The 23,588-nt window shown below is 60.3% G+C and carries 36 protein-coding genes and 2 pseudogenes; 3 read left to right on the plus strand and 35 right to left on the minus strand.

Annotated elements, in window-relative coordinates; all coding sequences use genetic code 11:
• Positions 1-13: 13 nt before the first annotated feature.
• From rpsM to rplC, 25 genes and pseudogenes are all read right to left on the minus strand, one after another.
• On the minus strand, positions 14-418 hold the full coding sequence (rpsM, locus tag VGG22_05150) for a 30S ribosomal protein S13 (GenBank protein HEY1727737.1): 405 nt from the start codon (positions 416-418) through the stop codon (positions 14-16).
• Complete coding sequence (rpmJ, locus tag VGG22_05155; GenBank protein ID HEY1727738.1) at positions 418-534, minus strand: 50S ribosomal protein L36; 117 nt, start codon at positions 532-534, stop codon at positions 418-420. Before rpmJ ends, rpsM begins: the two co-directional genes overlap by 1 nt.
• 145 nt (positions 535-679) lie before the next feature.
• Positions 680-799, minus strand: a pseudogene (gene infA / locus VGG22_05160) (translation initiation factor IF-1).
• Between the two features lie 121 nt (positions 800-920).
• Positions 921-1,724, minus strand: a complete 804-nt coding sequence (gene map, locus VGG22_05165) for a type I methionyl aminopeptidase (protein ID HEY1727739.1) — start codon at positions 1,722-1,724, stop codon at positions 921-923.
• Complete coding sequence (locus tag VGG22_05170; protein ID HEY1727740.1) at positions 1,721-2,293, minus strand: adenylate kinase; 573 nt, start codon at positions 2,291-2,293, stop codon at positions 1,721-1,723. The genes map and VGG22_05170 overlap by 4 nt, the downstream gene beginning before the upstream one ends.
• Before the next feature lie 172 nt (positions 2,294-2,465).
• Positions 2,466-3,755 (minus strand): preprotein translocase subunit SecY, encoded by a 1,290-nt coding sequence (gene secY / locus VGG22_05175; GenBank protein ID HEY1727741.1) that lies wholly within the window; start codon positions 3,753-3,755, stop codon positions 2,466-2,468.
• A gap of 8 nt (positions 3,756-3,763) precedes the next feature.
• Positions 3,764-4,378, minus strand: coding sequence for a 50S ribosomal protein L15 (gene rplO, locus VGG22_05180; GenBank protein HEY1727742.1), 615 nt, complete (start codon positions 4,376-4,378; stop codon positions 3,764-3,766).
• On the minus strand, positions 4,378-4,884 hold the full coding sequence (gene rpsE, locus VGG22_05185) for a 30S ribosomal protein S5 (protein HEY1727743.1): 507 nt from the start codon (positions 4,882-4,884) through the stop codon (positions 4,378-4,380). The genes rplO and rpsE overlap by 1 nt, the downstream gene beginning before the upstream one ends.
• A complete protein-coding gene (gene rplR, locus VGG22_05190) occupies positions 4,885-5,247 on the minus strand; it encodes a 50S ribosomal protein L18 (protein ID HEY1727744.1) in 363 nt (120 codons plus the stop codon).
• Entirely contained in the window at positions 5,247-5,795 is a 549-nt protein-coding gene (gene rplF / locus VGG22_05195; protein ID HEY1727745.1) for a 50S ribosomal protein L6, read from the minus strand. The genes rplR and rplF overlap by 1 nt, the downstream gene beginning before the upstream one ends.
• 7 nt (positions 5,796-5,802) lie before the next feature.
• Positions 5,803-6,204, minus strand: coding sequence for a 30S ribosomal protein S8 (rpsH, locus tag VGG22_05200; GenBank protein ID HEY1727746.1), 402 nt, complete (start codon positions 6,202-6,204; stop codon positions 5,803-5,805).
• A 4-nt stretch (positions 6,205-6,208) separates the two neighbouring features.
• A complete protein-coding gene (locus VGG22_05205) occupies positions 6,209-6,394 on the minus strand; it encodes a type Z 30S ribosomal protein S14 (GenBank protein ID HEY1727747.1) in 186 nt (61 codons plus the stop codon).
• Entirely contained in the window at positions 6,394-6,942 is a 549-nt protein-coding gene (rplE, locus tag VGG22_05210) for a 50S ribosomal protein L5 (GenBank protein HEY1727748.1), read from the minus strand. The genes VGG22_05205 and rplE overlap by 1 nt, the downstream gene beginning before the upstream one ends.
• Positions 6,943-7,278 carry a 50S ribosomal protein L24 gene (rplX, locus tag VGG22_05215; GenBank protein ID HEY1727749.1) on the minus strand — a complete coding sequence of 112 codons (336 nt, stop codon included), beginning with the start codon at positions 7,276-7,278 and terminating at the stop codon, positions 6,943-6,945.
• Positions 7,278-7,655, minus strand: a complete 378-nt coding sequence (gene rplN / locus VGG22_05220) for a 50S ribosomal protein L14 (GenBank protein HEY1727750.1) — start codon at positions 7,653-7,655, stop codon at positions 7,278-7,280. The genes rplX and rplN overlap by 1 nt, the downstream gene beginning before the upstream one ends.
• Positions 7,652-7,918 carry a 30S ribosomal protein S17 gene (gene rpsQ / locus VGG22_05225; GenBank protein HEY1727751.1) on the minus strand — a complete coding sequence of 89 codons (267 nt, stop codon included), beginning with the start codon at positions 7,916-7,918 and terminating at the stop codon, positions 7,652-7,654. The genes rplN and rpsQ overlap by 4 nt, the downstream gene beginning before the upstream one ends.
• Positions 7,905-8,108, minus strand: a complete 204-nt coding sequence (gene rpmC / locus VGG22_05230; protein ID HEY1727752.1) for a 50S ribosomal protein L29 — start codon at positions 8,106-8,108, stop codon at positions 7,905-7,907. The genes rpsQ and rpmC overlap by 14 nt, the downstream gene beginning before the upstream one ends.
• A gap of 20 nt (positions 8,109-8,128) precedes the next feature.
• Positions 8,129-8,554 carry a 50S ribosomal protein L16 gene (gene rplP, locus VGG22_05235; GenBank protein ID HEY1727753.1) on the minus strand — a complete coding sequence of 142 codons (426 nt, stop codon included), beginning with the start codon at positions 8,552-8,554 and terminating at the stop codon, positions 8,129-8,131.
• A 394-nt stretch (positions 8,555-8,948) separates the two neighbouring features.
• Positions 8,949-9,578: pseudogene (gene rpsC / locus VGG22_05240) on the minus strand (30S ribosomal protein S3).
• Positions 9,578-10,099, minus strand: coding sequence for a 50S ribosomal protein L22 (gene rplV / locus VGG22_05245; protein HEY1727754.1), 522 nt, complete (start codon positions 10,097-10,099; stop codon positions 9,578-9,580). The pseudogene rpsC and the gene rplV overlap by 1 nt, the downstream one beginning before the upstream one ends.
• Positions 10,096-10,380, minus strand: a complete 285-nt coding sequence (rpsS, locus tag VGG22_05250) for a 30S ribosomal protein S19 (GenBank protein ID HEY1727755.1) — start codon at positions 10,378-10,380, stop codon at positions 10,096-10,098. Before rpsS ends, rplV begins: the two co-directional genes overlap by 4 nt.
• 1 nt (position 10,381) lies before the next feature.
• Positions 10,382-11,206 (minus strand): 50S ribosomal protein L2, encoded by an 825-nt coding sequence (rplB, locus tag VGG22_05255; GenBank protein ID HEY1727756.1) that lies wholly within the window; start codon positions 11,204-11,206, stop codon positions 10,382-10,384.
• Positions 11,207-11,209: 3 nt separating this feature from the next.
• Positions 11,210-11,518 (minus strand): 50S ribosomal protein L23, encoded by a 309-nt coding sequence (gene rplW, locus VGG22_05260; GenBank protein ID HEY1727757.1) that lies wholly within the window; start codon positions 11,516-11,518, stop codon positions 11,210-11,212.
• Entirely contained in the window at positions 11,518-12,150 is a 633-nt protein-coding gene (rplD, locus tag VGG22_05265) for a 50S ribosomal protein L4 (GenBank protein ID HEY1727758.1), read from the minus strand. Before rplD ends, rplW begins: the two co-directional genes overlap by 1 nt.
• Complete coding sequence (gene rplC, locus VGG22_05270; protein ID HEY1727759.1) at positions 12,150-12,770, minus strand: 50S ribosomal protein L3; 621 nt, start codon at positions 12,768-12,770, stop codon at positions 12,150-12,152. Before rplC ends, rplD begins: the two co-directional genes overlap by 1 nt.
• A 184-nt stretch (positions 12,771-12,954) precedes the next feature.
• Here rplC and VGG22_05275 point away from each other — a divergent pair, with 184 nt between their 5' ends.
• From VGG22_05275 to VGG22_05285, 3 genes are read left to right on the plus strand one after another with little or no spacing between them, the layout of a single operon-like run.
• On the plus strand, positions 12,955-13,368 hold the full coding sequence (locus VGG22_05275; protein HEY1727760.1) for an ATP-binding protein: 414 nt from the start codon (positions 12,955-12,957) through the stop codon (positions 13,366-13,368).
• A 4-nt stretch (positions 13,369-13,372) separates the two neighbouring features.
• Positions 13,373-13,933, plus strand: a complete 561-nt coding sequence (locus tag VGG22_05280) for a nicotinamidase (GenBank protein HEY1727761.1) — start codon at positions 13,373-13,375, stop codon at positions 13,931-13,933.
• Between the two features lie 59 nt (positions 13,934-13,992).
• Positions 13,993-15,297 (plus strand): cytosine permease, encoded by a 1,305-nt coding sequence (locus tag VGG22_05285; GenBank protein ID HEY1727762.1) that lies wholly within the window; start codon positions 13,993-13,995, stop codon positions 15,295-15,297.
• Here VGG22_05285 and VGG22_05290 read toward each other — a convergent pair.
• From VGG22_05290 to VGG22_05335, 10 genes are all read right to left on the minus strand, one after another.
• Complete coding sequence (locus tag VGG22_05290; protein ID HEY1727763.1) at positions 15,284-16,468, minus strand: acyl-CoA dehydrogenase family protein; 1,185 nt, start codon at positions 16,466-16,468, stop codon at positions 15,284-15,286. The two genes, VGG22_05285 and VGG22_05290, sit on opposite strands and share 14 nt — an antisense overlap.
• Before the next feature lie 10 nt (positions 16,469-16,478).
• Positions 16,479-16,916 carry a hypothetical protein gene (locus VGG22_05295; protein ID HEY1727764.1) on the minus strand — a complete coding sequence of 146 codons (438 nt, stop codon included), beginning with the start codon at positions 16,914-16,916 and terminating at the stop codon, positions 16,479-16,481.
• Positions 16,917-17,012: 96 nt separating this feature from the next.
• Entirely contained in the window at positions 17,013-17,321 is a 309-nt protein-coding gene (rpsJ, locus tag VGG22_05300; GenBank protein HEY1727765.1) for a 30S ribosomal protein S10, read from the minus strand.
• A 75-nt stretch (positions 17,322-17,396) separates the two neighbouring features.
• Positions 17,397-18,599, minus strand: coding sequence for an elongation factor Tu (gene tuf / locus VGG22_05305; protein ID HEY1727766.1), 1,203 nt, complete (start codon positions 18,597-18,599; stop codon positions 17,397-17,399).
• Positions 18,600-18,649: 50 nt separating this feature from the next.
• On the minus strand, positions 18,650-20,746 hold the full coding sequence (gene fusA / locus VGG22_05310) for an elongation factor G (GenBank protein HEY1727767.1): 2,097 nt from the start codon (positions 20,744-20,746) through the stop codon (positions 18,650-18,652).
• 12 nt (positions 20,747-20,758) lie between these two features.
• Positions 20,759-21,229 carry a 30S ribosomal protein S7 gene (rpsG, locus tag VGG22_05315; protein ID HEY1727768.1) on the minus strand — a complete coding sequence of 157 codons (471 nt, stop codon included), beginning with the start codon at positions 21,227-21,229 and terminating at the stop codon, positions 20,759-20,761.
• Positions 21,230-21,243: 14 nt separating this feature from the next.
• A complete protein-coding gene (gene rpsL, locus VGG22_05320) occupies positions 21,244-21,678 on the minus strand; it encodes a 30S ribosomal protein S12 (protein HEY1727769.1) in 435 nt (144 codons plus the stop codon).
• 129 nt (positions 21,679-21,807) lie between these two features.
• A complete protein-coding gene (locus tag VGG22_05325) occupies positions 21,808-22,185 on the minus strand; it encodes a hypothetical protein (protein ID HEY1727770.1) in 378 nt (125 codons plus the stop codon).
• A 32-nt stretch (positions 22,186-22,217) separates the two neighbouring features.
• Positions 22,218-22,955: an SDR family oxidoreductase gene (locus VGG22_05330; protein HEY1727771.1), complete on the minus strand. Its 738-nt coding sequence runs from the start codon at positions 22,953-22,955 to the stop codon at positions 22,218-22,220.
• Positions 22,952-23,581, minus strand: a complete 630-nt coding sequence (locus tag VGG22_05335) for a hypothetical protein (protein HEY1727772.1) — start codon at positions 23,579-23,581, stop codon at positions 22,952-22,954. The genes VGG22_05330 and VGG22_05335 overlap by 4 nt, the downstream gene beginning before the upstream one ends.
• Positions 23,582-23,588 lie beyond the last annotated feature (7 nt).

Below are 23,588 nucleotides of genomic sequence, written 5' to 3' on the forward strand. Positions count from 1 at the left end.
CGGGTTCGCCGCCCTACTTCTTGGGTCCGGTCGCTGCTCCGGCAGCTGCCTTCTTGCGGCCGCCGACGGTCTTCTTCGGACCTTTGCGCGTGCGTGCATTGGTCTTCGTGCGTTGTCCGCGAACCGGGAGTCCGCGGCGATGCCGCAGCCCGCGATAGCTTCCGATATCCGCCAGCCGTTTGATATTGGCGGACAAGTCGCGACGCAGGTCGCCTTCGACTTTGATGCCGAGCGCTTCGATTTCATCGCGCAGCTTACGCTCGTCGGCCTCGGTCAGGTCCTTCACGCGCGTGTCGGGATTGACCCCGGCGGCCTTGAGGATTCGTTTTGCTGTCGGCAATCCGATCCCATAGATATAGGTCAAGCCGATTTCGACGCGCTTGTCGCGGGGCAGATCGACGCCTTCAATACGAGCCATTAGCCTTGCACCTGCTTATGCTTGGGGTTTGCCGTGCAAATCACGCGCACTTTGCCTTCGCGGCGAATGACCTTGCACTTCTCACAAATACGTTTAACGCTTGGTCTTACTTTCATTATAAAGGTGCTCCGCTCCAAGCTCCGCACCCCCGAAAGCCAGGCCTCTTCATCGTTACGAAAAGGCTAGATGCCCCGAGGGGGGCCTGAAGATCTATAGTGCTGATTGCCAAGAAACGACAATCCCGCTTGGGTCTAAAGAGTTTCATTTGTACCTATAGGTGATGCGGTCATGGGTCAGGTCATACGGGGAGAGTTCGACGAGGACGCGGTCGCCGGGGAGTATGCGGATGAAATTCATACGGATCTTACCGGAAACATGGGCTCCACGATCGTCCCCTCGACTTCGATCGCGTCTTCCTTCGGGGTCGCGGTCGCCGCCTCGCGCGCTTCGTTCCTCCGGCGCCGGTCCGGTCTGCCGCCACCACGCCGGTGACCGCGTGCCATTACGCGGCAACCTCCTGCTCCGGGCGATACTTCTCGACGTCTTTGTGTTCGTAGACGTCGCGAAGTGTCAGGATGCGCGGTCCACTCTCCGTTAGCGCAATCGTGTGCTCAAAATGCGCGGCAAGCTTTCCGTCTTCGGTCACGACGGTCCATTTGTCGTCCAGCGTACGCACCTGCCAGGTTCCTTGGGTGATCATCGGCTCAATTGCAAGAACGAGACCGCGCCGTAGCTCGATTCCCGTTCCGGATTTCCCGTAGTTCGGGACTTGCGGTTCCTCGTGCATCTTCGTGCCGATGCCGTGCCCGACGAGCTCGCGCACGACGCCGTAGCCATTCTGCTCGGCATGCCGTTGCACGGCAGAACCGATATCGCCGAGCCGGTTACCAATCTGCATCTGTTCGATCGCGAGCATCAAGCATTCGCGCGTCACGTCCAAGAGACGCGCCGCTTCTTCCGAGACCGTTCCTATAGCCACGGTAACGGCGCTGTCGCTGACGTAACCCTCGAGCGTCGTTCCGATATCGATCGAAAGCAGATCGCCGTCTTTTAGTACGTAGGTCCCCGGGATGCCGTGCACAACCTGGTCGTTCACGGACGTGCAGATCGAGGCCGGATACCCGTTGTAGCCTTTGAACGTCGGTATCCCGCCCATCGAGCAAATCGATTCTTCCGCAATGCGGTCAAGCTCATCCGTCGAGATGCCCGGTCCGGCAGCTTCAATGAGACGCGCAAGCGTTTTCGCGGTTATCTTACCGCTCTTGCGCATCAACTCGATCTCACGTTCCGATTTAATCGTAATCATTGCTTAACCGGAGGCGGTGCGGCAATTGCGTCGCTGATCAGTTTGGCTACATCCTCGATGGATAAGCCTGCCGGGATATACCTGATCAACCCGGGCGGATAGTGCTTCTCGTAATAATCGAGAAGGGGTGCTGTCTGCTTGTGATAGACGGCCAAACGATTCGCAATAGTTTCGGGCAAGTCGTCATTACGACCGCGCTGGAGCATGCGCTCGGTTACAACAGCGTTGTCGACGTTTGTAAATATCACCAGCAGTGGATAACCCCGGCCGTGCCCCGTTAAAAGATTCGTTAAGGCATCAGCCTGCGCTTGTGTACGTGGGAAACCATCGAACAAGAGGTTGCCGCCCTTACGGAGCTCTTGCTCGACAATCCCGATGACGACATTATCGGGGACAAGGTCGCCGCGACTAATGTACGCCTGAGCAGCCGCGCCGAGCTCCGTTCCCTCTGTAAGATGCTTTCGAAGAAGATCACCCGTCGATATCGATCGAAAATCTTGGCGTTCCTCGAGGATCTTAGCTTGCGTTCCCTTGCCGGCACCAGGAGGTCCCAAGAAAATCACGTCCACGCGAAGTCGTCCGAGAAGGCGGCGATGCGATGACGTTTCCCGAGCGGGTGTCTGAACGAAGCGCGAAGCCCGGAAGGCGGGAGCGCGAGAGAAGCAAGTGAGCGTTTTGCTACGGAGGGGAAAACGCGAACGTCCCGCGAGGGGAACGCCGTCGTATCACCGCCTGAGCAGATCATCGCTTTATGAATCCGCGGTAGTCGCGCATTGCGAGACGCGCTTCGATCTGCGTCATCGTGTCGAGCGCAACGCCGACGACGATCAAGAGCGACGTGGAGCCGAGATAAAACGTCGTCACACCGAGACCGCGCTGCATTGTCGAGGGCAAGATTGCCAACAGACCCAGATAAAATGCCGAGACGGTCGTGATCCGCAAGAGAATCCTGTTGATGTAGTCGACGGTCGGCTGACCCGGACGGATGCCCGGAATGAACGACCCGTTCTTCTTCAGATTGTCCGCGATGTCGCGCGTGTTGACGACGATCGCACTATAGAAGAACGTGAACATCACGACCAACACGAAATAGACGGCATTATAAAGAAACGAGTTCGGGCTGAACCAGGTGTTCAGGAAGCTCGAGACCGCGGCACCCGGCCCGGTTTGCGTCGTTCCAAGCCATGAGAGCGCCTGCTGCGGCAGCAGCAAGATCGAGATCGCGAAGATGATCGAGATGACCCCGGCGTTGTTCAGACGCAGCGGAATATAGGATGAACGGCCGGCGTACATCTTGCGACCCACGACGCGGCGCGCTTGCTGAACGGGAATTCGGCGTTGGCCTTGATACATGAACACGATTGAGACGATCGTAATTACCGCGATCGCGATATAGAGGCCGAGGCCAAACCAATTGAAGCCTTGCTTTTCGCCGACTTGAATCGTTTGACTCAAGTACGTCGGGTAACGTAGAACGATACCGACGAAAATGATCAGCGAGACGCCGTTACCGATGCCTTTGTCGGTAATCTGCTCGCCGAGCCACATCAGGAACAGCGTCCCCGCGACGAGCGTGACGATCACAAACAGCGTAAATTGCAGGCTGGTATCGTAGAACACGCCAGAACGGCCCATCGCGATCGACATCGTCGTTCCTTGAACGATCGCAAGCACGATCGTCAACCAGCGCGTATAGCGGCTGATCTTCTTGCGGCCTTCCTCGCCACCGCGCTTGGCCATTTCTTCGAGCTGCGGAAGCACGACGGTCATCAGCTGCATGATGATCGACGCGTTGATGTACGGCGTGATCCCCATGGCGATGATCGAGAGCCGCTGCAATGCGCCGCCCGAGAGAAAGCCTAGGAAGTTGTAAAACGTCCCCTGCGAGAGCAGCTGTTGCCAGCGCGGGACGTTGACCCCCGGGATCTGAACGTGGATCGCGTAAACGAAGAGCCCGAACGCCAAGAAGACGAACCCGATTCTGTTCCGGATATCGGGAACCGTCCAAGCCGCGCGCAGATTGTCGAGCAACGAGGCTCCTATTCCTCGAAGCGCGCGCCCGCAGCGCTCAGCGCTTCGCGCGCGCTGCCTGAAAACTCCACGTCGCGGAACACGAGACCCTTCGGCAGCGTCTTGCCTTCACGCGTACCGCCGAGAATCTTGATCCCGTCGCGGACTTGCTTCACTTTGCCAGCCGATGCGAGTGTTTGCGGATTGATCTCGAGCGAAGCATCCCAATCCGCGAGCTCCCACAAGTTGACGACCGCGACGTGCGTGCGAAAGTGTCCGATGTCGCGCGCCTTTTGCGAGACGCCGAGCTTCTGCGGCAAGCGGCGCGCAAACGGCGTCTGTCCGCCTTCGAATGCGGGACCCTTGCCGCCGCCTGAGCGAACGGTCTGTCCTTTGCCGCCTTCACCACCGGTTTTCACCATTCCGGAACCGTGACCGCGGCCGATGCGCACGCGTCCTGGCCGTGAGCCTTTATTGGGACGCACTTTCGAAAGCGTCATCAGGTTGGCACTAACTTCGAGATTAACGTCGGCGGCGACGCGTGCAGGCTTGGCAGCGGCGGCACGTTTCGGCGTTGCGGCTTTCGATGATCCAGCCTTTGCTCCAGTCTTCTTCGCCGAGGACGTTTTCTTCGCGGCCGGCATTAGGCTATGACCTCCGAGACATCTTTACCGCGCAAACGTGCAACGCGTTCCGCCGTCTTGAGCGAACGCAGGGCTTCGACTGTCGCGTAAACGACGTTGATCGGGTTGGGAGAGCCGAGCGACTTGGTGAGGATGTCGTGAATCCCGGCGAGCTCGAGCACCGCGCGCATCGCACCACCGGCAATAACGCCGGTTCCCGGCGCTGCCGGCTTGAGCAGTACGCGACCGGCACCGACTTGCATCGTGACCGCATGCGGAATCGTGCGTTCGACCATCGGAACGGCGATCAAGGCTTTCTTTGCGCCTTCGACACCCTTGCGAATAGCTTCGGGAACTTCGCCGGCTTTGCCGATTGCGAATCCGACACGGCCCTTGCGATCGCCGACGACGACCAGCGCGCTGAAGCTGAAGCGCTTACCGCCCTTGACGACTTTCGCAACGCGATTGACGCGAACGACCGTTTCTTCGAAGCCGCCGCTATCGCGCTCTCTACCTCTCGAATGCATTTAGAACTCCAACCCTGCTTCGCGCGCAGCTTCCGCCAACGCAGCAACTCGACCGTGATACTGGCGGCCGCCGGTGTCGAACACGACGGACGTAATTCCTTGACCCTTCGCCTTGGCGGCGATCTCGCTCCCGATCCGCTTCGCGGCTTCGAGATTCGTCTTCGATTTCAGATCGGAGGCGATGCTCTTTTCGCGTGTCGAGCTGGACGCGAGCGTGTGACCGTTCGCATCGTCGACGAGGACAGCGTAAATATGGTGCAGCGTGCGCTGAACTTGTAGTCGCGGACGCTGCGCCGTACCGGTCACCTTGCGGCGCAGACGGACGTGCCGCTTGCGCAGTGAATCGGCTCTTGAACCCGGCATTACTTCTTCGCTCCCTTAGCGGCTTTGCCGAGCTTCTTGCGCACGACTTCGCCTTCGTACCGGATACCTTTGCCTTTGTACGGCTCGGGCGGACGAAGCTCGCGAATCTCCGCGGCAACTTGGCCGACGAGCTGCTTGTCGATCCCGTCGACGTGAACTCTCGTCGTACCCTCGACCGCGAACGAGATGCCCTTGGGCGCCTTGAACGCGATCGGGTGCGAATAGCCGAGCGTGAAATTCAGATTCTCGCCGGCCTTGGCAACACGATAACCGACGCCTTGAATCTCGAGGCTCTTGCGAAAGCCCTTCGTGACGCCCTCGAGCATGTTTGCTACGAGAGTCCGCGTCAAGCCGTGCGCCGCACGCGCGATGCGCTGATCGTTCTTGCGGGAGACGATGACTTTTCCGTCTACGAGCTTGACCTCGACGACCGTCAGCAGCGATTGCGTCAACTCGCCTTTCGGACCGCGCACGATGACGCGTGAATCGGCGACCTCGACGTTCACTTTCTCGGGGACGGGAAGCGGAAGTTTTCCAATTCGACTCATGACTTGATTACCACACGTACGCCAGGACCTCGCCGCCGAGGCCGGCGGTCTTGGCCTGCTTTCCTGAGAGAATGCCTTTGCTCGTCGAAATAATCACGATACCGAGCCCGCCGAGCACACGCGGAATTTCGGTCTTGCCGGCATAGACGCGCAAACCCGGACGGCTGATGCGACGCAAGCCGGTGATTACTTTCTCGCGCTCCGGTCCGTACTTGAGCCTCACGCGCAGCACGCCTTGGGGCCCTTCGCTGTGCATGGCGTAGTCGGAGATAAAGCCTTCGCTCTTGAGGATCTCCAAAATCGCGCGCTTCATCCGCGAAGCCGGAATGTCGACCGTTTCGTGATTGGCGGTGTTCGCGTTGCGGATGCGTGTCAGCAGATCGGCGATCGGATCGGTGATGACTGCCATAACCCTACCAGCTCGCTTTCGTGATGCCGGGGATATAGCCGCGGTGCGCATTTTCACGGAAGCAGATCCGGCACAGACCGAATTTACGATAATAGCCGCGCGAACGGCCGCAAGCCAGGCACCGATTGTGCACGCGAACCTTGAACTTCTGCGGTCGTTTTGATTTCTCGATAAGCGAGGTCTTAGCCATCAGCGTCCCTTCTGCAGCGGAAGTCCCATCGCGGTGAGGAACTCCGTTGCTTCTTCGTCGGTACTCGCGCTCGTGACGATCACGATATCCATGCCGCGAGCTTTGTCGACTTTGTCGAAATTGATCTCCGGAAACACGAGCTGCTCGCGCAGACCCATGTTGTAGTTGCCGCGGCCGTCGAACGACTTGCGCGAAAGACCGCGAAAGTCGCGGATACGCGGCAGCACGATGTTGAAAAGCTTGTCGAGGAACACATACATCCGCTCGCCGCGGAGCGTGACCTTCGCGCCGATCTTCATGCCTTGACGCAGCTTGAAGTTCGCGATCGACTTCTTGGCGGTCGTGTTGATCGCTTTTTGTCCCGTGATCGTTTGCAGATCGGCGACAGCCGCGTCGAGCGCTTTCGAATTGACGATCGCGTCCGAGACCGACATGTTGACGACGACCTTTTGCAAGCGCGGAACCTGCATCGCATTCGTGTAACCGAAGCGCTCCACCAGCGTCTTGCGAACTTCTTTCTCGTAACGTTCTCTGAGTCGCGCGGCCATTTAGCGCCCCTTCCCCGGTACGAGCAGCGTCTCACCGCTGCGCGCGCTGACGCGTACGCGCCCTTCGGCTGACTGCGCACGGCGAACGCGCGTCGGCGCGCTTGTCTTCGGATCGATGACCATCAGCGCCGAAATCGGAACGGGTGCCTCTTTTTCGAAGATGCCGGCCTGACGGGATCCGCCCACGCCTTGCTTGGTGTGTCGCTTGACGACGTTGATGCCCTCGACCAGTGCCGCATTACGCTTGGGGTACACGGTCTTCACGACGCCGCGCTTGCCTTTTTCTTTGCCGCGACGCAGCACAACAGTGTCGCCTTTGACGATGCCGATTGCCATTACAGCACCTCCGGCGCGAGCGAGGCTATCTTGAGGAAGCCGCGGTCGCGCAGCTCGCGGCACACGGGCCCGAACACGCGCGTCCCGCGAGGATCCAAATTGTCTTTCTCGCCGCGCAAAATGACGCAGGCGTTCTCATCGAAGCGGATCGTCGATCCGTCCGAGCGGCGCAAGGGCTGCGCGGTACGAACGATCACGGCCTTGACTACTTGACCCTTCTTGACGGCAGCACCCGGGATGGCGCTCTTCACGGTTCCGACGACGACGTCCCCAACCGATGCATAAGGGTGACGGCTTCCGCCCGAGATGTGAATGCACAGAATCTCGCGCGCGCCCGAATTGTCGGCGACACGCAGGCGCGTTTCTTGCTGAATCACCGTGCGCGCTCCACGATCTCGATCAAGCGCCAACGCTTTTCTTTCGAGAGCGTACGGCATTCTTGGATTCGCACAACGTCGCCGATCTTGGCGTCGTTGCTCTCGTCGTGGGCCTTGAATTTTGTCGACTTGCGAACGACTTTGCCATAGATCCCGTGCGCTGCCCGCGTCTCGCTGACCACGACGATCGTCTTGCTCATCTTGTCCGAAACGACGCGTCCCTGTTTGATACGTCGCCGGTTTAGACGCTTAGGCTGCTCCATGGGCTCCCTTTGCTTCATTGATTCGTTTTTCGTTGATCAGCGTTTGAATGCGCGCGTAGGTACGTCGAATCTCGCGAATCTTGCTCAGATCCGAGAGATGTCCGGTGCGAAGCTGGAAGCGCAGATTGAACAGCTCTTCCTTCGTTTCGCGCGCCTTCGTTTGAAGTTCGGAGATCGTCAGATCTCGCATCGCTCTCCAATCGCTCTTCTTCATACCGTCACCGCCTCGTCGGTGCGCGCCACGATTTTGGTTGCAATCGGGAGCTTGGCCGCGGCCAGCTGCAGTGCACGGCGCCCCGTTGCTGCATCGACGCCGGCAAGCTCGAACAGAATCCGGCCGGGACGCACGACCGCAACCCAGCCCTCCGGATTACCTTTGCCCGAGCCCATGCGAACTTCGGCCGGCTTTTTCGTCACCGGTTTATCGGGAAACACTTTGATCCAGACTTTTCCGCCGCGCTTGATGTGACGCGTGAGCGCAACACGTGCAGCTTCAATCTGACGATTCGTCATCCAGCACGGCTCGAGCGCTTTGAGCCCCCAATCACCGAACGTCAGCGTGTTGCCGGTTTGCGCTTTTCCGCTCATGCGTCCGCGCTGAACTTTGCGCCATTTGACGCGCTTAGGAGTCAGCATTCGTGCCTCGTTCCGCTTCGTCGGTCGCGGCTTCGCTCGCGACGTGTTGCACGGACGTTTGATCCGTCACGCCCTGCCCATGTTCTGCTGAGGGCGTGTGCGTCTCACCGCCGCCGTGCGCACCGGTTGAATGGAAGTCTTCGGCCGCAGGCGGACCGTCTTCAACGGATGCGAGCGACGACGAATCAGCTTGCGCGACTTCGAAAGCGCGCTCCATCTCGGCTGCGAGCGGAGCGTCGGCCGCCGGATCGATCGCGTCACTACCAAACTCGTCGGGTGTGTCCGCCGTGCGTTCGGACGGACGGCGATCACGCCGTCCGCGTCCGCCGCGGTCGCGGCGCAGTCCGCCGCGCTCTGCGCGGTCGTTTCGTTCCGGACGCGCTTCAGCGCGCGGCTGTTCCGGAAGCACCTCGCCTTTATAGATCCAAACCTTGACGCCGATACGTCCAAACGTCGTAAAAGCCTCAACGTGCGCGTAGTCGATGTCCGCGCGCAGCGTATGTAGAGGAACCTTTCCGTCAAAGTTGCGCTCGGTACGCGCAATTTCCGCGCCGCCCAGGCGGCCCGAGACCTGGACTTTGATTCCGCGCGCGCCGGCTTTCATGGTGCGCATGATCGCCTGCTTCATCGCTCTGCGAAACGCGATGCGCTTCTCGAGCTGGTCGACGATGTTTTGTCCCACCAAACGTGAGTCGAGTTCGGGATGTTTGATCTCGCCGACGTTGACCTGGACTTGCTTCTTCGTCAGGCGCTCGAGATTCTTACGAATCTCTTCGATGCCGACGCCGCGCTTGCCGATGATGATACCGGGCTTTGCGGTGTGCACGATGACACGCGTCTGATTGGCGCGACGCTCGATCTCGACGCGGCTGATCGCGGCGGCCCGCGTCATCCGGCCGAAGTATTTTCGAATCGCGGCATCTTCATGCAGCCACGCGCGATAGTTCTTTTTCTCGAACCACCGGCTGTCCCACGTCCGCGTAATCCCCAGGCGCAGCCCGACGGGATGAATTTTCTGACCCATTATGCGTTGGCTTTCTTACGGGATGCGGCGCGCTTTTTGGGCGCGGACTTCTTCTTGCTGCCGCTCGATGCTGAGGCGGCGGCTGCCGCGCGTCGCGGCTTCTGCGAAGTGCTGATGACCGCCGCGCCGCCCCTGCGGCGTGCGGATTGCGCGGGACGCTCACCCACGACGATCGTCACATGCGACATGCGGCGGCGTTTGAACGCGGCGCGGCCCTGCGCGCGCGGATCGATGCGTTTGGTGAAGCGGCCGCCCGGGCCACCGTCAACCATGATCCGGCGCACGTACAAATCGTCGCCTGACATGTTGTGATTGTTCTCGGCGTTTGCTGCGGCGCTGCGAAGCAGCTTCTCGATCGGGGCGGATGCAAATACGCCCGAGAAACGCAGCAGCACGAGCGCTTCTTTGACGCTCTTCCCTCGAATTGCATCGGCGACGCGACGGAGCTTGCGCGGACCCATCCGCGCGAAGCGCAAATGCGCCACGGCTTCGGTGCGGTCGGTTGCGGGTGTAGCGCTCATGGCTTCACCGCGGTTTTCTCACCGGCACCACCGTGCGCGCGGAAGATACGCGTCGGCGCAAACTCGCCCAGCTTGTGTCCGACCATGTTCTCGGTGACGAACACCGGAATGTGCGTCTTTCCGTTGTGGACGGAGATCGTATGGCCGACCATCGTTGGAATGATCGTCGAAGCTCGCGACCAAGTGCGAATCACGCGCTTCTCGCGAGCCGCATTCAGCTTCTCGACCTTCGCAACCAAGTGGTCCGCAACGTACGGACCCTTCTTTAGAGAACGACTCACGCTACTTGCTCCGCCTCCGAACGATCATCTTGTTGGTGCGCTTGTTGCGGCGCGTCTTTTTGCCCATCGTCATCTGGCCCCAAGGCGTCGTCGGCGGACGGCCCGACGTCGAGCGCGCTTCACCGCCACCATGTGGATGGTCGACGGGATTCATTGCGATGCCGCGCACGTGCGGACGTTTTCCACGGTGCCGCTGACGGCCGGCGGAGCCGATGATCTCGTTTTCGTGCTCGACATTGCCGAGCTGACCGATCGTCGCACGGCAAAGCATGGCAATCTTGCGGACTTCACCCGACGGCATGCGCACCTGCGCGTACTCGCCTTCCTTTGCCATCAGCTGTGCAGCGCCACCGGCGGTACGCACCAGCTTGCCGCCCTGTCCGGGCCGCAGCTCGACGTTGTGCACGACCGTGCCTTCCGGAATGTTCGCAAGCGGAAGCGCATTGCCGATCTTGATGTCCGCCTTCGGACCCGACTCGACGACATCGCCGACTTTGATTCCGGCCGGCGCTAAGATGTAGCGCTTCTCGCCATCACGGTAGTTCAAGAGCGCGATGTGCGCCGAGCGGTTCGGATCGTATTCGATCGCGGCAACTTTGGCCGGGATCGCGTCCTTCGCGCGCTTGAAGTCGATGATGCGGTACTGACGGCGCGTTCCGCCGCCTCGATGACGCGTGGTTATGTGACCGTTGAAGTTGCGGCCCGAGTTCTTCTTGCGAACCTCGATCAGCGAACGCTCCGGATCTTTCTTGCTGAGATCCGAAAAATCGAGTACGGTCTTGAAGCGTCGCGCGGGGCTGGTCGGCTTGAATTTCTTAACTGGCATCTTCTATTGCTCGAAGTAGTTGACGCCGCCCAGCTCTATTTTTTGTCCGGGCGCGATAGTGATGATGGCCTTTTTCCAATTGGCTGTACGGCCTTCGGTCCGCACGCCGCGGCGCGCGAACGACTTGTGCTTGCCGCCGACCGCGATCGTGTTCACCTTGCGAACGGTCACGCCGAAGATCTCCTCAACGGCTTTGCGGATCTGCGTCTTGGTTGCGTGCGGATGCACTTCAAAGGAATATTGTTGCGACACCGTCCCCGACATCGATTTTTCGGTGATGAGCGGCGCGATGATGACGTCTCTTGCGAGCATCACTCGACTCCCCCGAGCGCCGCGCTCAACTTCTCGTACGCGGCTTGGGTGAAGATCAATCGCGCGCATCCGATCACGTCGGTGACGTCGAGCGATCCGGAATGCGTGATGCCGAGCTTGCGCAGGTTCGCACCGGCGCGCTGCAAACGCGCACCGACATTTTGCTCGTGCTGTTCGAAAACGACCAGCGTACGGGGACCGGTCTTCGCCGCTTTTGCCGTACCGAAGAGCAGAATGGCTAAGTCCGCCGTCTTGTCCGTGGTCAGGGCTGCGGGATCGAGTATCGAGACCGCGGCGTTCTTGAAACGATCGGCAAGCGCGGCTGCGAGTGCGAGCCGGCGTTCTTTCTTGTTGAGGTCGGTTTCGAACGAACGCGGTTGCGGTCCGAAGACGACACCACCGTGACGCCACTGCGGCGAGCGAATCGAGCCTTGGCGCGCGCGTCCGGTACCTTTTTGACGCCACGGTTTGCGTCCGCCACCGCGGACCTCGTCGCGTTTCTTGGTCGACGCCGTTCCCGCCCGAATGTTGGCTTGCTCGCGGAAAATGGCGCGGAAAATCGAGTTACCTTTATATGCGAGGCTCTCATCGAGGAGCGCCTTCGGCGTTTTTGCGGCTGTGAGTGCGGCCATTAGCGTTTCACCGTTTGGGTTACGACGACGACGCCGTTGATCGGTCCGGGGACCGCTCCACGGACGAGCAGCAAATTGCGTTCGGTGTCGGCGCGGACGATCTCGATATTTTGGGTCGTCGTGGTATCGACACCGAAGTGTCCGGGACGATGGCTGCCGCGCACGGTGTGCCCGGCGTTGGTGTCACCGTTCGAGGCCGGCTGACGGTGGATCATCGAGCCGTGGCTCGCTCCGCCACCACTGAAGTTCCAGCGCTTGATACCGCCGGAGAAACCGTGGCCTTTTGACACGCCGATGATGTCGACGCGATCGCCGGCCGCAAAGCCGTCGACGGTTATGGTCTGACCGACCTCTGCGCCGTCGATATTGGTGCGAAACTCGCGCACCACGCGGCGCGGCTCGACGCCGTTCTTCTTGAAGTGTCCTTCGAGAGCGCGCGTGAGCGAGCGCTTGCGAATATTCCCAAAGCCGAGCGCGACGGCATCGTAACCGTCATGCTCTTTCGTCTTACGCTGCACGATCGTGCACGGACCGGCTTCGATGACGGTAACACCAACTGAACGGCCGTCCTCGGTGAACACGCTCGTCATGCCTACTTTTCGTCCGATGATGTTTTTCACAAAATTCCGCTTCTCAAGACCACGGTGCCTGGCGTTTCCTTATTATCTTTTAATCGCCAACGCAAAGAAAGCGCTGGCGACCTGGACCGCAACCGTAGCAGTATACCGGAGCGTCCCCTGAGGGTCAAGCGCGACAAATACCAGGTTTAACCCCATCTTAGAAGGCGGGTACAGCGTCCCTATCATGTTCGAGCTGGAATTGGATGCCTGCGATGCCAAGGCCGGGCGGCGAGCCCGGACTGCCCTGGTTGCGTACCTTGCGCGTGAGGCGACCGGTAAGACGGCGCCCGACGGCGTCGTCGAGACGATCTTTACCGAGCTGGTTGCGAACGTTTGCAAGCATGCCGGCCACTGGGCTAAAACCTCGGTGACCTGGCGAAGCGACGGCAAGCCGGTGCTCGTCGTCCAGGATAAGGGCCCGGGCTTCGATATCTCCTTGTGGCAACAACCGGGCGAATTCTCGGAAGGCGGACGCGGGCTGCTCATCGCGAGCGCCTTGGCCGAGGACTTTTCCGTGCATCCGGAGATCCTCGGCAAAGGATGCTGCATCGAGGCCGTTCTTCCAGCCAGCCGGCTATCGCCGGACGAAGCCGCCTGAAGTCATGAGCGTCGGCGCGCACGACGCGCTGATCGTCGTTGACATACAAAATGACTTTCTCCCAGGCGGGAGCCTCGCGGTCGGCGATGGCGCTCGCGTGATCGCGCCGATCAACGCGATGATGCCGAAGTTCCCCGCCGTCTACGCAACGCGCGATTGGCATCCACGCGAGCATCGCTTCTTCCGACGCTACGGCGGACCGTGGCCCGACCATTGTATCGCGGGGACGCGAGGCGCCGAGTTCGATGAACGACTCGCGCGTCGATACGTCGACGTCGTGATCTCGAAAGGCATCGATCCGCAAACGGATGGCTACTCCGGCTTCGCAGCCACGGCGCTCGAAGAGGATTTGCGCGCACGCGGCGTCGAGCGCGTCTTCGTGTGCGGACTTGCAACCGATTATTGCGTCAAGGCGACGGCGCTTGATGCCAGGCACGCCGGATTCGAGACATTCGTTATTAGCGATGCGATCGCGGCCGTCAACGTTAGCCCCGGTGACGAAGCGGCGGCGATCGACCAGCTACGCGCGGCCGGTGTCGAGTTCGTGGAAAGCACGAGCATATAGCCAACTCGAGCCTTTACGGCAACCGGCTCGTCGAAATCGAGCCCTTCGGCATCGAACCGATCGGATCTGAAGAACGGCACGGTAGACCGCGCGATCTCTTCGGACTCTGGTTTGCTGCGAATGCGGAGACCGCTACATGGTCGGTCGGCGTTCTCGCGCTCGCGTTGTACGGCACGACGCTACCGGCTGCAATCGCCGGGATCGTCGCAGGTAACGTGCTCGGCTACGCGATTCTCGCACTTCTTTCGATGCTTGGACCTCGCTACGGATTGCCTCAAATGATGCAGTCGCGCCTGGCGTTCGGAATACTCGGGAATGTCTTCCCGGCGGTCCTCGCGTTTCTCGCCGGCGTCGGGTGGTTCGCCGTCAATTGCGTCCTCGGCGCATACGCACTCGGTACGCTTACGCACTTGCCGTATCTCATTGCACTGGGCATCATGCTTTTGATTCAGGTTGCAATTGTCGTGTACGGCTACAACATGCTTGCCCATTTCGAGCGCATCACTGCCTTTGCGCTGCTCGGTGGTTTCTGTGTGCTCGGCGCCGCGACGATACGACACTCCCAATGGAGCGCGCCGTTTAACGTGCATGCGCCAATGTCGCAGGGCGGCGAAACCGGGGGCGCCATTATGGCATTCGCGCTCGCGTTCTCGTATGTCGTCGGATGGGCACCCGCGGCATCCGATTACTCACGCTATCTGCCCCAGACCGCAAGTGCGCGCTCGATATGGATATGGGTGTTTTTCGGTGGTTTCATCCCGAGCACGATTCTCGAAGTTATGGGAGCCGCGACGGTTACTGCTTTACCCGGAATAGACTTGAGCACGCTCCAGCCCACCGCGGCGATTCCGCTCTTGCTCGGCAGCGGAGTTGCGGCTTTCTTTGGGCTCCTGACCATTGTGCTCGGGACGTTGACGGCAAACTGTTTGAACCTCTACTCGGGCGCACTCAGCGCGCTTGCAGCGGGCGTTCGCGTCCCGCGCTGGCTGGCCGCCGTTCTTATCGGAACGATCGGCGGCACACTCGCGATCCTCGGCTCGCAACCCCAGAAAACAGCAGAAACCTACACGAACTTTCTGCTGTTGCTTGCGACGTGGGCGGCGCCGTGGGCCGGCGTCGTCATCGCCCTGTGGTGGCGGACGCGCTCGCAGCCGGTTGAATCCGCACGCGCATTTGCTCTGCGACCGCTGGTGCGCAATGGATTTCTGGCATGGATCGCCGGCATCGTTGCCTCGATTCCGTTTCTGGATCAGGCGTGGTTTACGGGCTGGGTCGCACGCGCCAATCCGCAACTCGGCGACATCTCCTACGTCGTCGGAATGTTCGCCGCCGGTGGCGCAATGCTCGCACTCAGAAGGCGTTGAAGCCGGTTACCGCCTGACCCAAAATCAGTCCGTGTACGTCATGCGTGCCTTCGTACGTGTAGACCGATTCCAGGTTTGCCATGTGACGCATCGGGCTGTACTCGGCGAGGATCCCGTTTGCGCCAAGCATGCGGCGCGCCGTGCGCGCGACGTCGCACGCCACGTCGACGTTGTTGCGCTTCGCCAAACTGACTTGCTGCGGCGTGTACGTGCCCGCATCTTTGAGACGGCCGAGGTGATATGCAATCAGCTGCGCGCCCGTTATCGCCGTCAGCATCTCGGCCAGTTTTTCTTGTTGCAGCTGCTTTGCACCGAGCGGTACGCCGAAAACTTCGCGCGTCTTGCTGTATTCGACGGCTTGCTCGAAACACGCCATCGCGGCGCCGATCGCGCCCCACGCAATTCCGTACCGCGCTTGTGTGAGACACATCAGGGGCGATTTCAGGCCTCCACTTTTTGGTAAGACCGCGTCTTCTGCAAGCTCGACTTCATCGAAGACTAACTCGCTGGTATCGGACGCACGCAGTGAATGCTTGCCTTTTTGATCCCGTGCGCTGAATCCGCGTGACCCGCGCTCGACGAGAAAACCGCGAATCGATGATTCGTCGCCGTCGTCGGTTTTTGCCCACACGACCGCGACGTCCGCACGCGAGCCGTTGGTGATCCACATCTTCGAGCCGGAGAGAATCCACGAACCGCCCTTGTGCCGCGCGCGCGTCAGCATCCCAGCCGGATTCGATCCGAAGTCCGGCTCGGTGAGGCCGAAACAGCCGATCTTTTCGCCTTTCGCGAGCGCGGGCAGCCAGCGGCGGCGTTGCTCTTCGCTTCCGAACGCGTAGATCGGATACATGACGAGCGCGCCTTGCACGCTTGCGAACGATCGCAAACCGGAATCCCCGCGCTCGAGCTCTTGCATGCACAGCCCGTACGCGATGTTGTCGAGTCCCGCGCACCCGTATTCTTCCGGCAGCGTCGCGCCAAACACGCCGAGTGCCGCGAGCTCCGCGGTCAGCTCGCTTGGGAACCGTCCCTCGAGCCATGCCGCATCGATGACCGGAGCTACGCGTTCGTCGACAAAGTCACGGATCGTGTCGCGGATCTGACGCTGCTCGGGCGTCAAGAACGAATCGATATTGTAGAAGTCGATCGGACGGGTTCGCGTTGCTTGCATCAGCGAGATTTCACCGGCGCAGGACGCGCGCCATCTTATCGAAGAGCGCGGTCATCGTGCGCTCGTGGACGTCTTCAAACCGGCGCCAGAAGAGGCGGCCTTCCGGTTCGGAGAGCACGGCTTCGATCCGGTGCGCTACCGTCGTCTGCTTGCCCTCGACCGAGATGTAGAAGCCGTGGGTCCCGCTGACGCCGTCATTGAGAAAGCGCCAAACGATCTTTTCTTCGGGGACGACCTCTTCCAAGGTAGCGTGCACGCCGCTGTGCCACTCTTCGGTTCGGTCCGGAATGAGCGGCCCCGGCGAGCGCATAAACGGCTGCGAAGCGAAGGGCCAGATCACGTCGTTCGAGGTGCCCATGTCGACCAGCAATTGGAAAATCCGGCGCTTCGTCCCATTAAAGGTGCGCTGGTGCGAGACCCTGAGCGGCGTGGTCGGCTCGGCTGCCATTCAGATAATCTTCTGTGTTTGTCTGAGCCCTCCTCAGCCAAACAACAAAAAGAGCGCCTAGGCGCTCATTTTCTCGGGGCCTGGGCTAAATGAGCCCTAGGCCTTCAGTTCGATGTCGACACCAGCCGGCAAGTCGAGGTGCATCAGCGCATCCATCGTCTTGGGCGAGGCTTGCAAGATGTCGATGAGGCGCTTATGGGTGCGCATCTCAAAGTGCTCGCGGCTTTTCTTGTCGACGTGCGGTGAACGGTTCACGCAAAAGCGATTGATCTCGGTCGGAAGCGGCACCGGTCCGCTAACGAATGCGCCGGTACGCTTCGCCGTCTCGACAATCCGCTCGGCGGACTGATCCAGGACGCGATGATCATAGGCTTTTAAACGAATTCGAATTTTCTGCTTCGCCATTTTCTTAGAACCATTCACTTTTCAAGGAGCGGGGAACCGAGGAGCCGTCTTTCGACGGCCCCCCATTATATCATGTTAAACCTGGATCGCTGTGACGACGCCCGCGCCGACCGTGCGGCCACCCTCGCGGATTGCGAAGCGCAGGCCTTCCTCGCACGCGATCGGCGTGATCAGCTCGACGTTCATCGTAACGTTGTCGCCGGGCATTACCATCTCGACCCCGTCCGGAAGCGCGATCGTTCCGGTTACGTCGGTCGTGCGGAAGTAAAACTGCGGACGATAGTTTGCAAAGAACGGCGTGTGGCGTCCGCCCTCTTCTTTGGAGAGGACGTAAACCTCGGCCGCGAACTTGGTGTGCGGTTTGATCGAGCCGGGCTTCGCGAGAACCTGACCGCGCTCGATGTCGGTACGTTCCACGCCGCGCAGCAGCACGCCGATGTTGTCGCCGGCAATACCGGTGTCAAGCAGCTTGCGGAACATTTCGATTCCGGTGACGACGGACTTGCGCGTCTCGGCGGTGAGACCGACGATCTCGACTTCCTCGCCAACCTTGACTTGACCGCGCTCGACGCGTCCCGTTCCGACCGTTCCGCGGCCGGTGATCGTGAACACGTCTTCGACCGGCATCAAGAACGGCTTGTCGAGTGCGCGCTCCGGCGTCGGGATATATTCGTCGACCTTTTCCATGAGATCGAAGATTGGTTTGGCATCCGCGTCTTCACGCTTGCCGCTCGATTGGAGCGCCTTAAGAGCCGAGCCGCGGACGAACGGAATGTCGTCGCCGGGATACTCGTACTTCGAGAGCAGTTCGCGAACTTCGAGCTCGACGAGATCGAGAAGCTCGGCATCGTCGACCATGTCGACTTTGTTGAGGAAGACGACGATATATTTCACGCCGACTTGCTGCATTAACAAGATGTGCTCGCGCGTTTGCGGCATCGGGCCGTCCGTTGCGGAGACAACCAGGATCGCGCCGTCCATTTGAGCCGCGCCGGTGATCATGTTTTTGATGTAGTCGGCATGACCCGGGCAATCGACGTGCGCGTAATGACGCGCTTTCGTCTCGTACTCCTGGTGCGAAATCGCGATCGTGATACCACGCTCTTTCTCTTCGGGAGCGTTGTCGATGTCATCGACGCTGCGCTTCGCAATGTTGGCATTCTCGGTTGCCAAGCAATTGATGATCGCCGCCGTGAGCGTCGTCTTGCCATGGTCGATATGACCCGTGGTGCCGATGTTGACGTGTGGTTTCGACCGTTCGAATTTCGCTTTCGCCATGATTTACGTTGCCCTTATTTCCTCTCTGCGTGCTTTCTTGTAGACCGCGCCTATGCGGTCGCGAGCTTTTTACCTTGAGCTTTTGCTACGATCTCTTCTTCGACGCTTCGCGGCGCCTTCTCGTAGTGTGCGAACTCCATCGTGTACGTCGCCCGGCCTTGCGTCGATGAACGCAGGTCGGTGGCGTAGCCGAACATCTCTGAGAGCGGAACGTTCGCCTTGATAACTTGCGCACTACCTTGCGCTTCTTCCGTCGATTGGATCATGCCGCGACGACGCATCAGGTCGCCGTTGACGGCACCTAAGTAGTCCTTGGGTGTCGTAACCTCGACGCCCATGATCGGCTCGAGTAGGATTGGCCCGGCCGCTTTGTTGGCGTCGCGGAACGCCATCGACGCGGCGATCTTGTACGCGATTTCCGATGAGTCTACGTCGTGGTACGAACCATCGATCGCGGTCGCTTTGAAATCGAGAACCGGATAACCAGCCAGAACGCCGTTTTCGGCGGATTCCCGGATGCCCTCTTGGACGGCTTTCGAGTACTCCTTAGGAATCGAGCCGCCGACGATCTTCCACTCGAAGACGTAGCCGCTTCCGGTCTCGCCGGGTTCGACCCGAATCGTGACGTCGCCGTACTGACCCTTACCGCCGGTCTGGCGGATGAAGCGTCCCTGACGTTCGACCGTCTTCGTGATCCACTCTCTGTAGGCCACTTGCGGCTTGCCGACGTTGGCTTCAACCTTGAATTCGCGCTTGAGACGATCGAGGATGATCTCGAGATGCAGCTCGCCCATTCCGGCGATGATCGTTTGTTGCGTCTCCTCGTCCGTCCGCATCTTGAACGTCGGATCTTCTTGCGCAAGCCGTGTGAGCGCCTGACCGAGCTTGTCTTGATCGGCTTTGGTCTTCGGCTCGATGGCCTGCGAGATAACCGGTTCGGGGAACGTGATCGTCTCGAGGATGATCGGGTTCTTCTCGTCGCACAGCGTATCGCCGGTGCGCGTGTCGGAGAGACCGACCGCTGCTGCGATGTCACCCGCGCCTATCCAATCGATGTCCTCGCGGTGATTCGCGTGCATGCGCAGGATGCGCCCGATGCGCTCCTTGCGTCCCGTACGCGCGTTGTAAATGTACGTGCCTTTTTCGAGCACGCCCGAGTACACGCGGAAATACGTTAGGTTGCCGTACGGATCGGTCGCGATTTTGAACGCAAGCGCGGAAAACGCTTCGTTGTCGTCCGGCTTACGCCTAATCTCGGCGCCGGTTTTCGGATCTTTTCCGATGATCGACTTGGCTTCGAGCGGTGAGGGCAAGAAGTCGACGACGGCATCGAGCAGCGGCTGAACGCCCTTATTCTTGAATGCCGACCCGCACAACATCGGAAGCACGGTACCGGCGATCGTGGCAAGACGCAGCGCGCGCTTGAGACGCTCTTCCGGAATCGTCTTTCCTTCGAGATACATCTCGGTGAGCTCGTCGTCTTGCTCCGCGATGGCTTCGATCAGCTGGAAGCGCCACTTCTCGGCCAAATCGCGCAGCTCGCCGGGTTCGACGTCCTTGTGCTCGATCGTGTTGCCGAGATCGTCGGTATAGATGATCTTCTTCATCGTGAAGAGATCGACAACACCGAGGAACTTGTCTTCGGCGCCGATCGGAACTTGAATCGGAACGGCCGGCGCGCCGAGACGCTCGCGGATCTTGGTGACGCAGTTAAAGAAATCTGCGCCCATGCGATCCATCTTGTTTACGAAGATGATGCGCGGGACGTTATATTTGTTAGCCTGACGCCAGACCGTCTCGGACTGCGGCTGCACGGCGGCAACCGAGTCGAATAATGCGACGAGGCCGTCGAGGACGCGCAGTGAGCGTTCAACTTCGACGGTAAAGTCAACGTGGCCAGGCGTATCAATAATATTGATGCGCGTGTCGCGCCACGTGCACGCCGTCGCCGCTGAGGTGATCGTAATGCCGCGCTCCTGCTCTTGGACCATCCAGTCCATCGTTGCGGAGCCGTCATGAACTTCACCCAGCCGATGCGTACGGCCGGTGTAGAAAAGGATGCGTTCGGTCGCCGTCGTCTTGCCGGCATCGATGTGCGCGGCAATGCCGATGTTTCGCGTCCGCTCGAGTGGAAACTCCCGGGCCATTGTTTTTAAAATCTACCAGCGATAGTGTGCGAAGGCTTTGTTGGCCTCTGCCATTTTGTGAGTGTCGTCGCGCTTCTTGACCGAAGCTCCGACGTTATTAGCGGCATCCATCAGCTCGCTCGCAAGCTTTTCTTCCATCGAGTGCCCTGGACGCAGCCGTGCAAAACCGATGAGCCAGCGCATCGCCATCGCTTGACGGCGATCGGGACGCACCTCCATTGGAACTTGATACGTCGCGCCGCCGACTCGGCGGGGACGAACCTCAACCATCGGCATTGCATTTCCGAGGGCTTGCGTGAAGATATCCATCGGGTCGCGTCCGGTCTTCTCTCCAACGATGTTGAGAGCTTGATACGTGATCCGTTCCGCGATGGATTTCTTCCCGCGCATCATCACCTTATTAATGAAGCGCGCGAGCACTTTGGAATTGAACTTCGGATCCGGTAGGATCGGTCGCTTGGGCGAGGGTCCTTTGCGGGGCATCTTTTCTGCTTTCGCTATTTCGGGCGCTTAGCGCCGTACTTGGAGCGGCCTTGTTTGCGATTCGCGGTACCCGACGTGTCGAGCGTTCCGCGAATGATGTGGTAGCGCACGCCAGGGAGATCCTTGACGCGGCCGCCTCGTACAAGAACCACGCTGTGCTCTTGAAGGTTGTGCCCGATGCCTGGAATGTACGCGGTCACTTCCTCACCATTGGTCAGGCGGACGCGCGCGACTTTGCGCAAGGCGGAATTGGGCTTCTTCGGCGTTACGGTCTTCACTTGAGTGCACACGCCGCGGCGCTGCGGATTGCCGGTAACTTCAAAACTGCGCGTCGGCAAATCAGGATGACCGGGTTTTGGACCCGTTTGAATCACGCGGAATGCGCGGGTCTTCACCTTTTTTGCAATTTTCGAACGGCCCTTACGGACCAGCTGACTGATTGTCGGCAACCTTGCTCCCTAGAACAACACAAAAGTGGCCACACCGACGGGGTGGGGCCGCAACCACGGGATTATAGCAGTGGCTCTGCGTCCGGTCAATTCGGTTGAAGAGCCCGCTGCGGGCACCTCGCCAGACCCCTATTGGAAGAGAATAGTGGCGGTCGCCCCTCCGGCGCTTGACCTAATCCTGACGGCGCAGCCTGCGGGGCTGCCCGTGCGGGTAAAAGTGAACGGTCCACTCGAGGTGACCGGGTTGCCCGGAAGCGGCCGCGAGTCGCCGGTGAGGGTCACGGTTCCCGTGCACAGCATCCCCGGCGTCGCGATGAAATAGGTCCCGGCCGGGGCATGGTCTTGCGTGGCGGTTGCCGACTGTGAGGTCGCGCCGGCAAAGCTAATCCCGTACGTGCTCTTTCCCTGGACGAGCACCGGCCCAACGGCGGCAGGCGCAGCCGTTGCACTCGGCGTCGCGACTGGGAGCGCAAGAATCAGGGCGGCTAACGTTGTGGTGGCCAACATTGCGCCGCGTTTATACCCCGGTTGCCGGCAGCTTAGGCCGGCGCGAATCCCGTCGTGCGGCCGCCGTCGATCGCGAGAACGATCCCAGTAATGTACGATGCATCGTCGCTCGCCAAGAACAAGGTAGCCGCTGCGACTTCCTCGGGACGCCCGGCGCGTTGCAGCGGCGTTCCCTCGAGCGCGAGATGCCGGACCCGTTCGGGGATCGCAGCCGTCATCGGCGTTTCGATATAGCCCGGTGCCAGCGCGTTGACGCGCACGTTCCATTTTCCGTACTCGAGCGCAAGCGTTCGCGTCAAGCTCACGACGCCACCCTTGCTTGCCGCATAGTTCGATTGGCCGATGTTGCCAAGATACGAACGGGACGACGTCAGGATGATGCTGCCGCCACCGCCGGCGCGCATTTCAACCGCAGCCGCACGCGCCGTCAGAAACGTTCCGGTCAGATTCACGCGCAAGACTTCTTCCCACGCGTCGAGCTCGAGTTTCGACGCCATCGCGTCTTTCGTGATGCCCGCGAAGTGCGCGAGCACGTCGACCCGGCCGTGTTCGTCCTTCGTACGCCCGAAGAGCTCCGCAACGCTCGCTTGGTCGGCGACGTCGACGTCGAGCGCAAGCACTGCGTCCCCCAAGACCGTTCGCACGCGGTCGAGATCCAGATCCGCCGCCACGACGCGCGCGCCTTCTTCCGCGAATCGCAGCGCAGTTGCGCGGCCAATGCCGCTCGCCGCACCGGTGACGATCGCGACCTTTCCCTCGAGCCTGTTCACTCCGTTACGGGTTCGTACACTATGGGCGGCCCGAAGACTTGATACCGGCCACCCGACTCGTGCTCGAACGTGATCCGTTTCGGCAATCGTTCGAGCGAACGTCCGTAAGCGTGCAAATGGAGCGAATTTCCATTGCCGCTCACGCAGATCGTATGAAAGTCATTCGGCATGAGCGCGACTGCGTTTCCACGTTTCACGGTAATCGCACCGACGTGCTCGAGCCGGCCTTCGTTTGGAACCGAACGATCGTCGCTACGGCGGTACAGCACGTTGCGCTCGTCGCCGAAAACGCCGGAGATCACCGCCCACGTGGTGTGGTTGTGCGGCGGCTGTGATTTCCCGGGCGCACCGACCGACGCATACATCGCAAAGCGGCCGTCCGCGTCTTCGGACAGCCGGTAGATGCGCGGCGCCGAACCTTCACCCAGCGGAAAATGTTCCCACGGAAAGAGCTCCGTCTGCGACGCCAGCTCCGTAAGCAGCGTCTTGATGTTCTCCAGACTTTTTCGCGAGATGCCTGCGGCGCTGACCTTGCGGATCGCATCGATCGTTTGCGCGACCTTGTATGCGCGGAGGCCTTGCGTCGTCGTTGTGTTTTGCGTCAGCATAAAGGGGAGGTGGAGCACGTTCCGC

This window comes from Candidatus Baltobacteraceae bacterium, from assembly GCA_036489885.1.
GTDB lineage: Bacteria > Vulcanimicrobiota > Vulcanimicrobiia > Vulcanimicrobiales > Vulcanimicrobiaceae > JAFAMS01.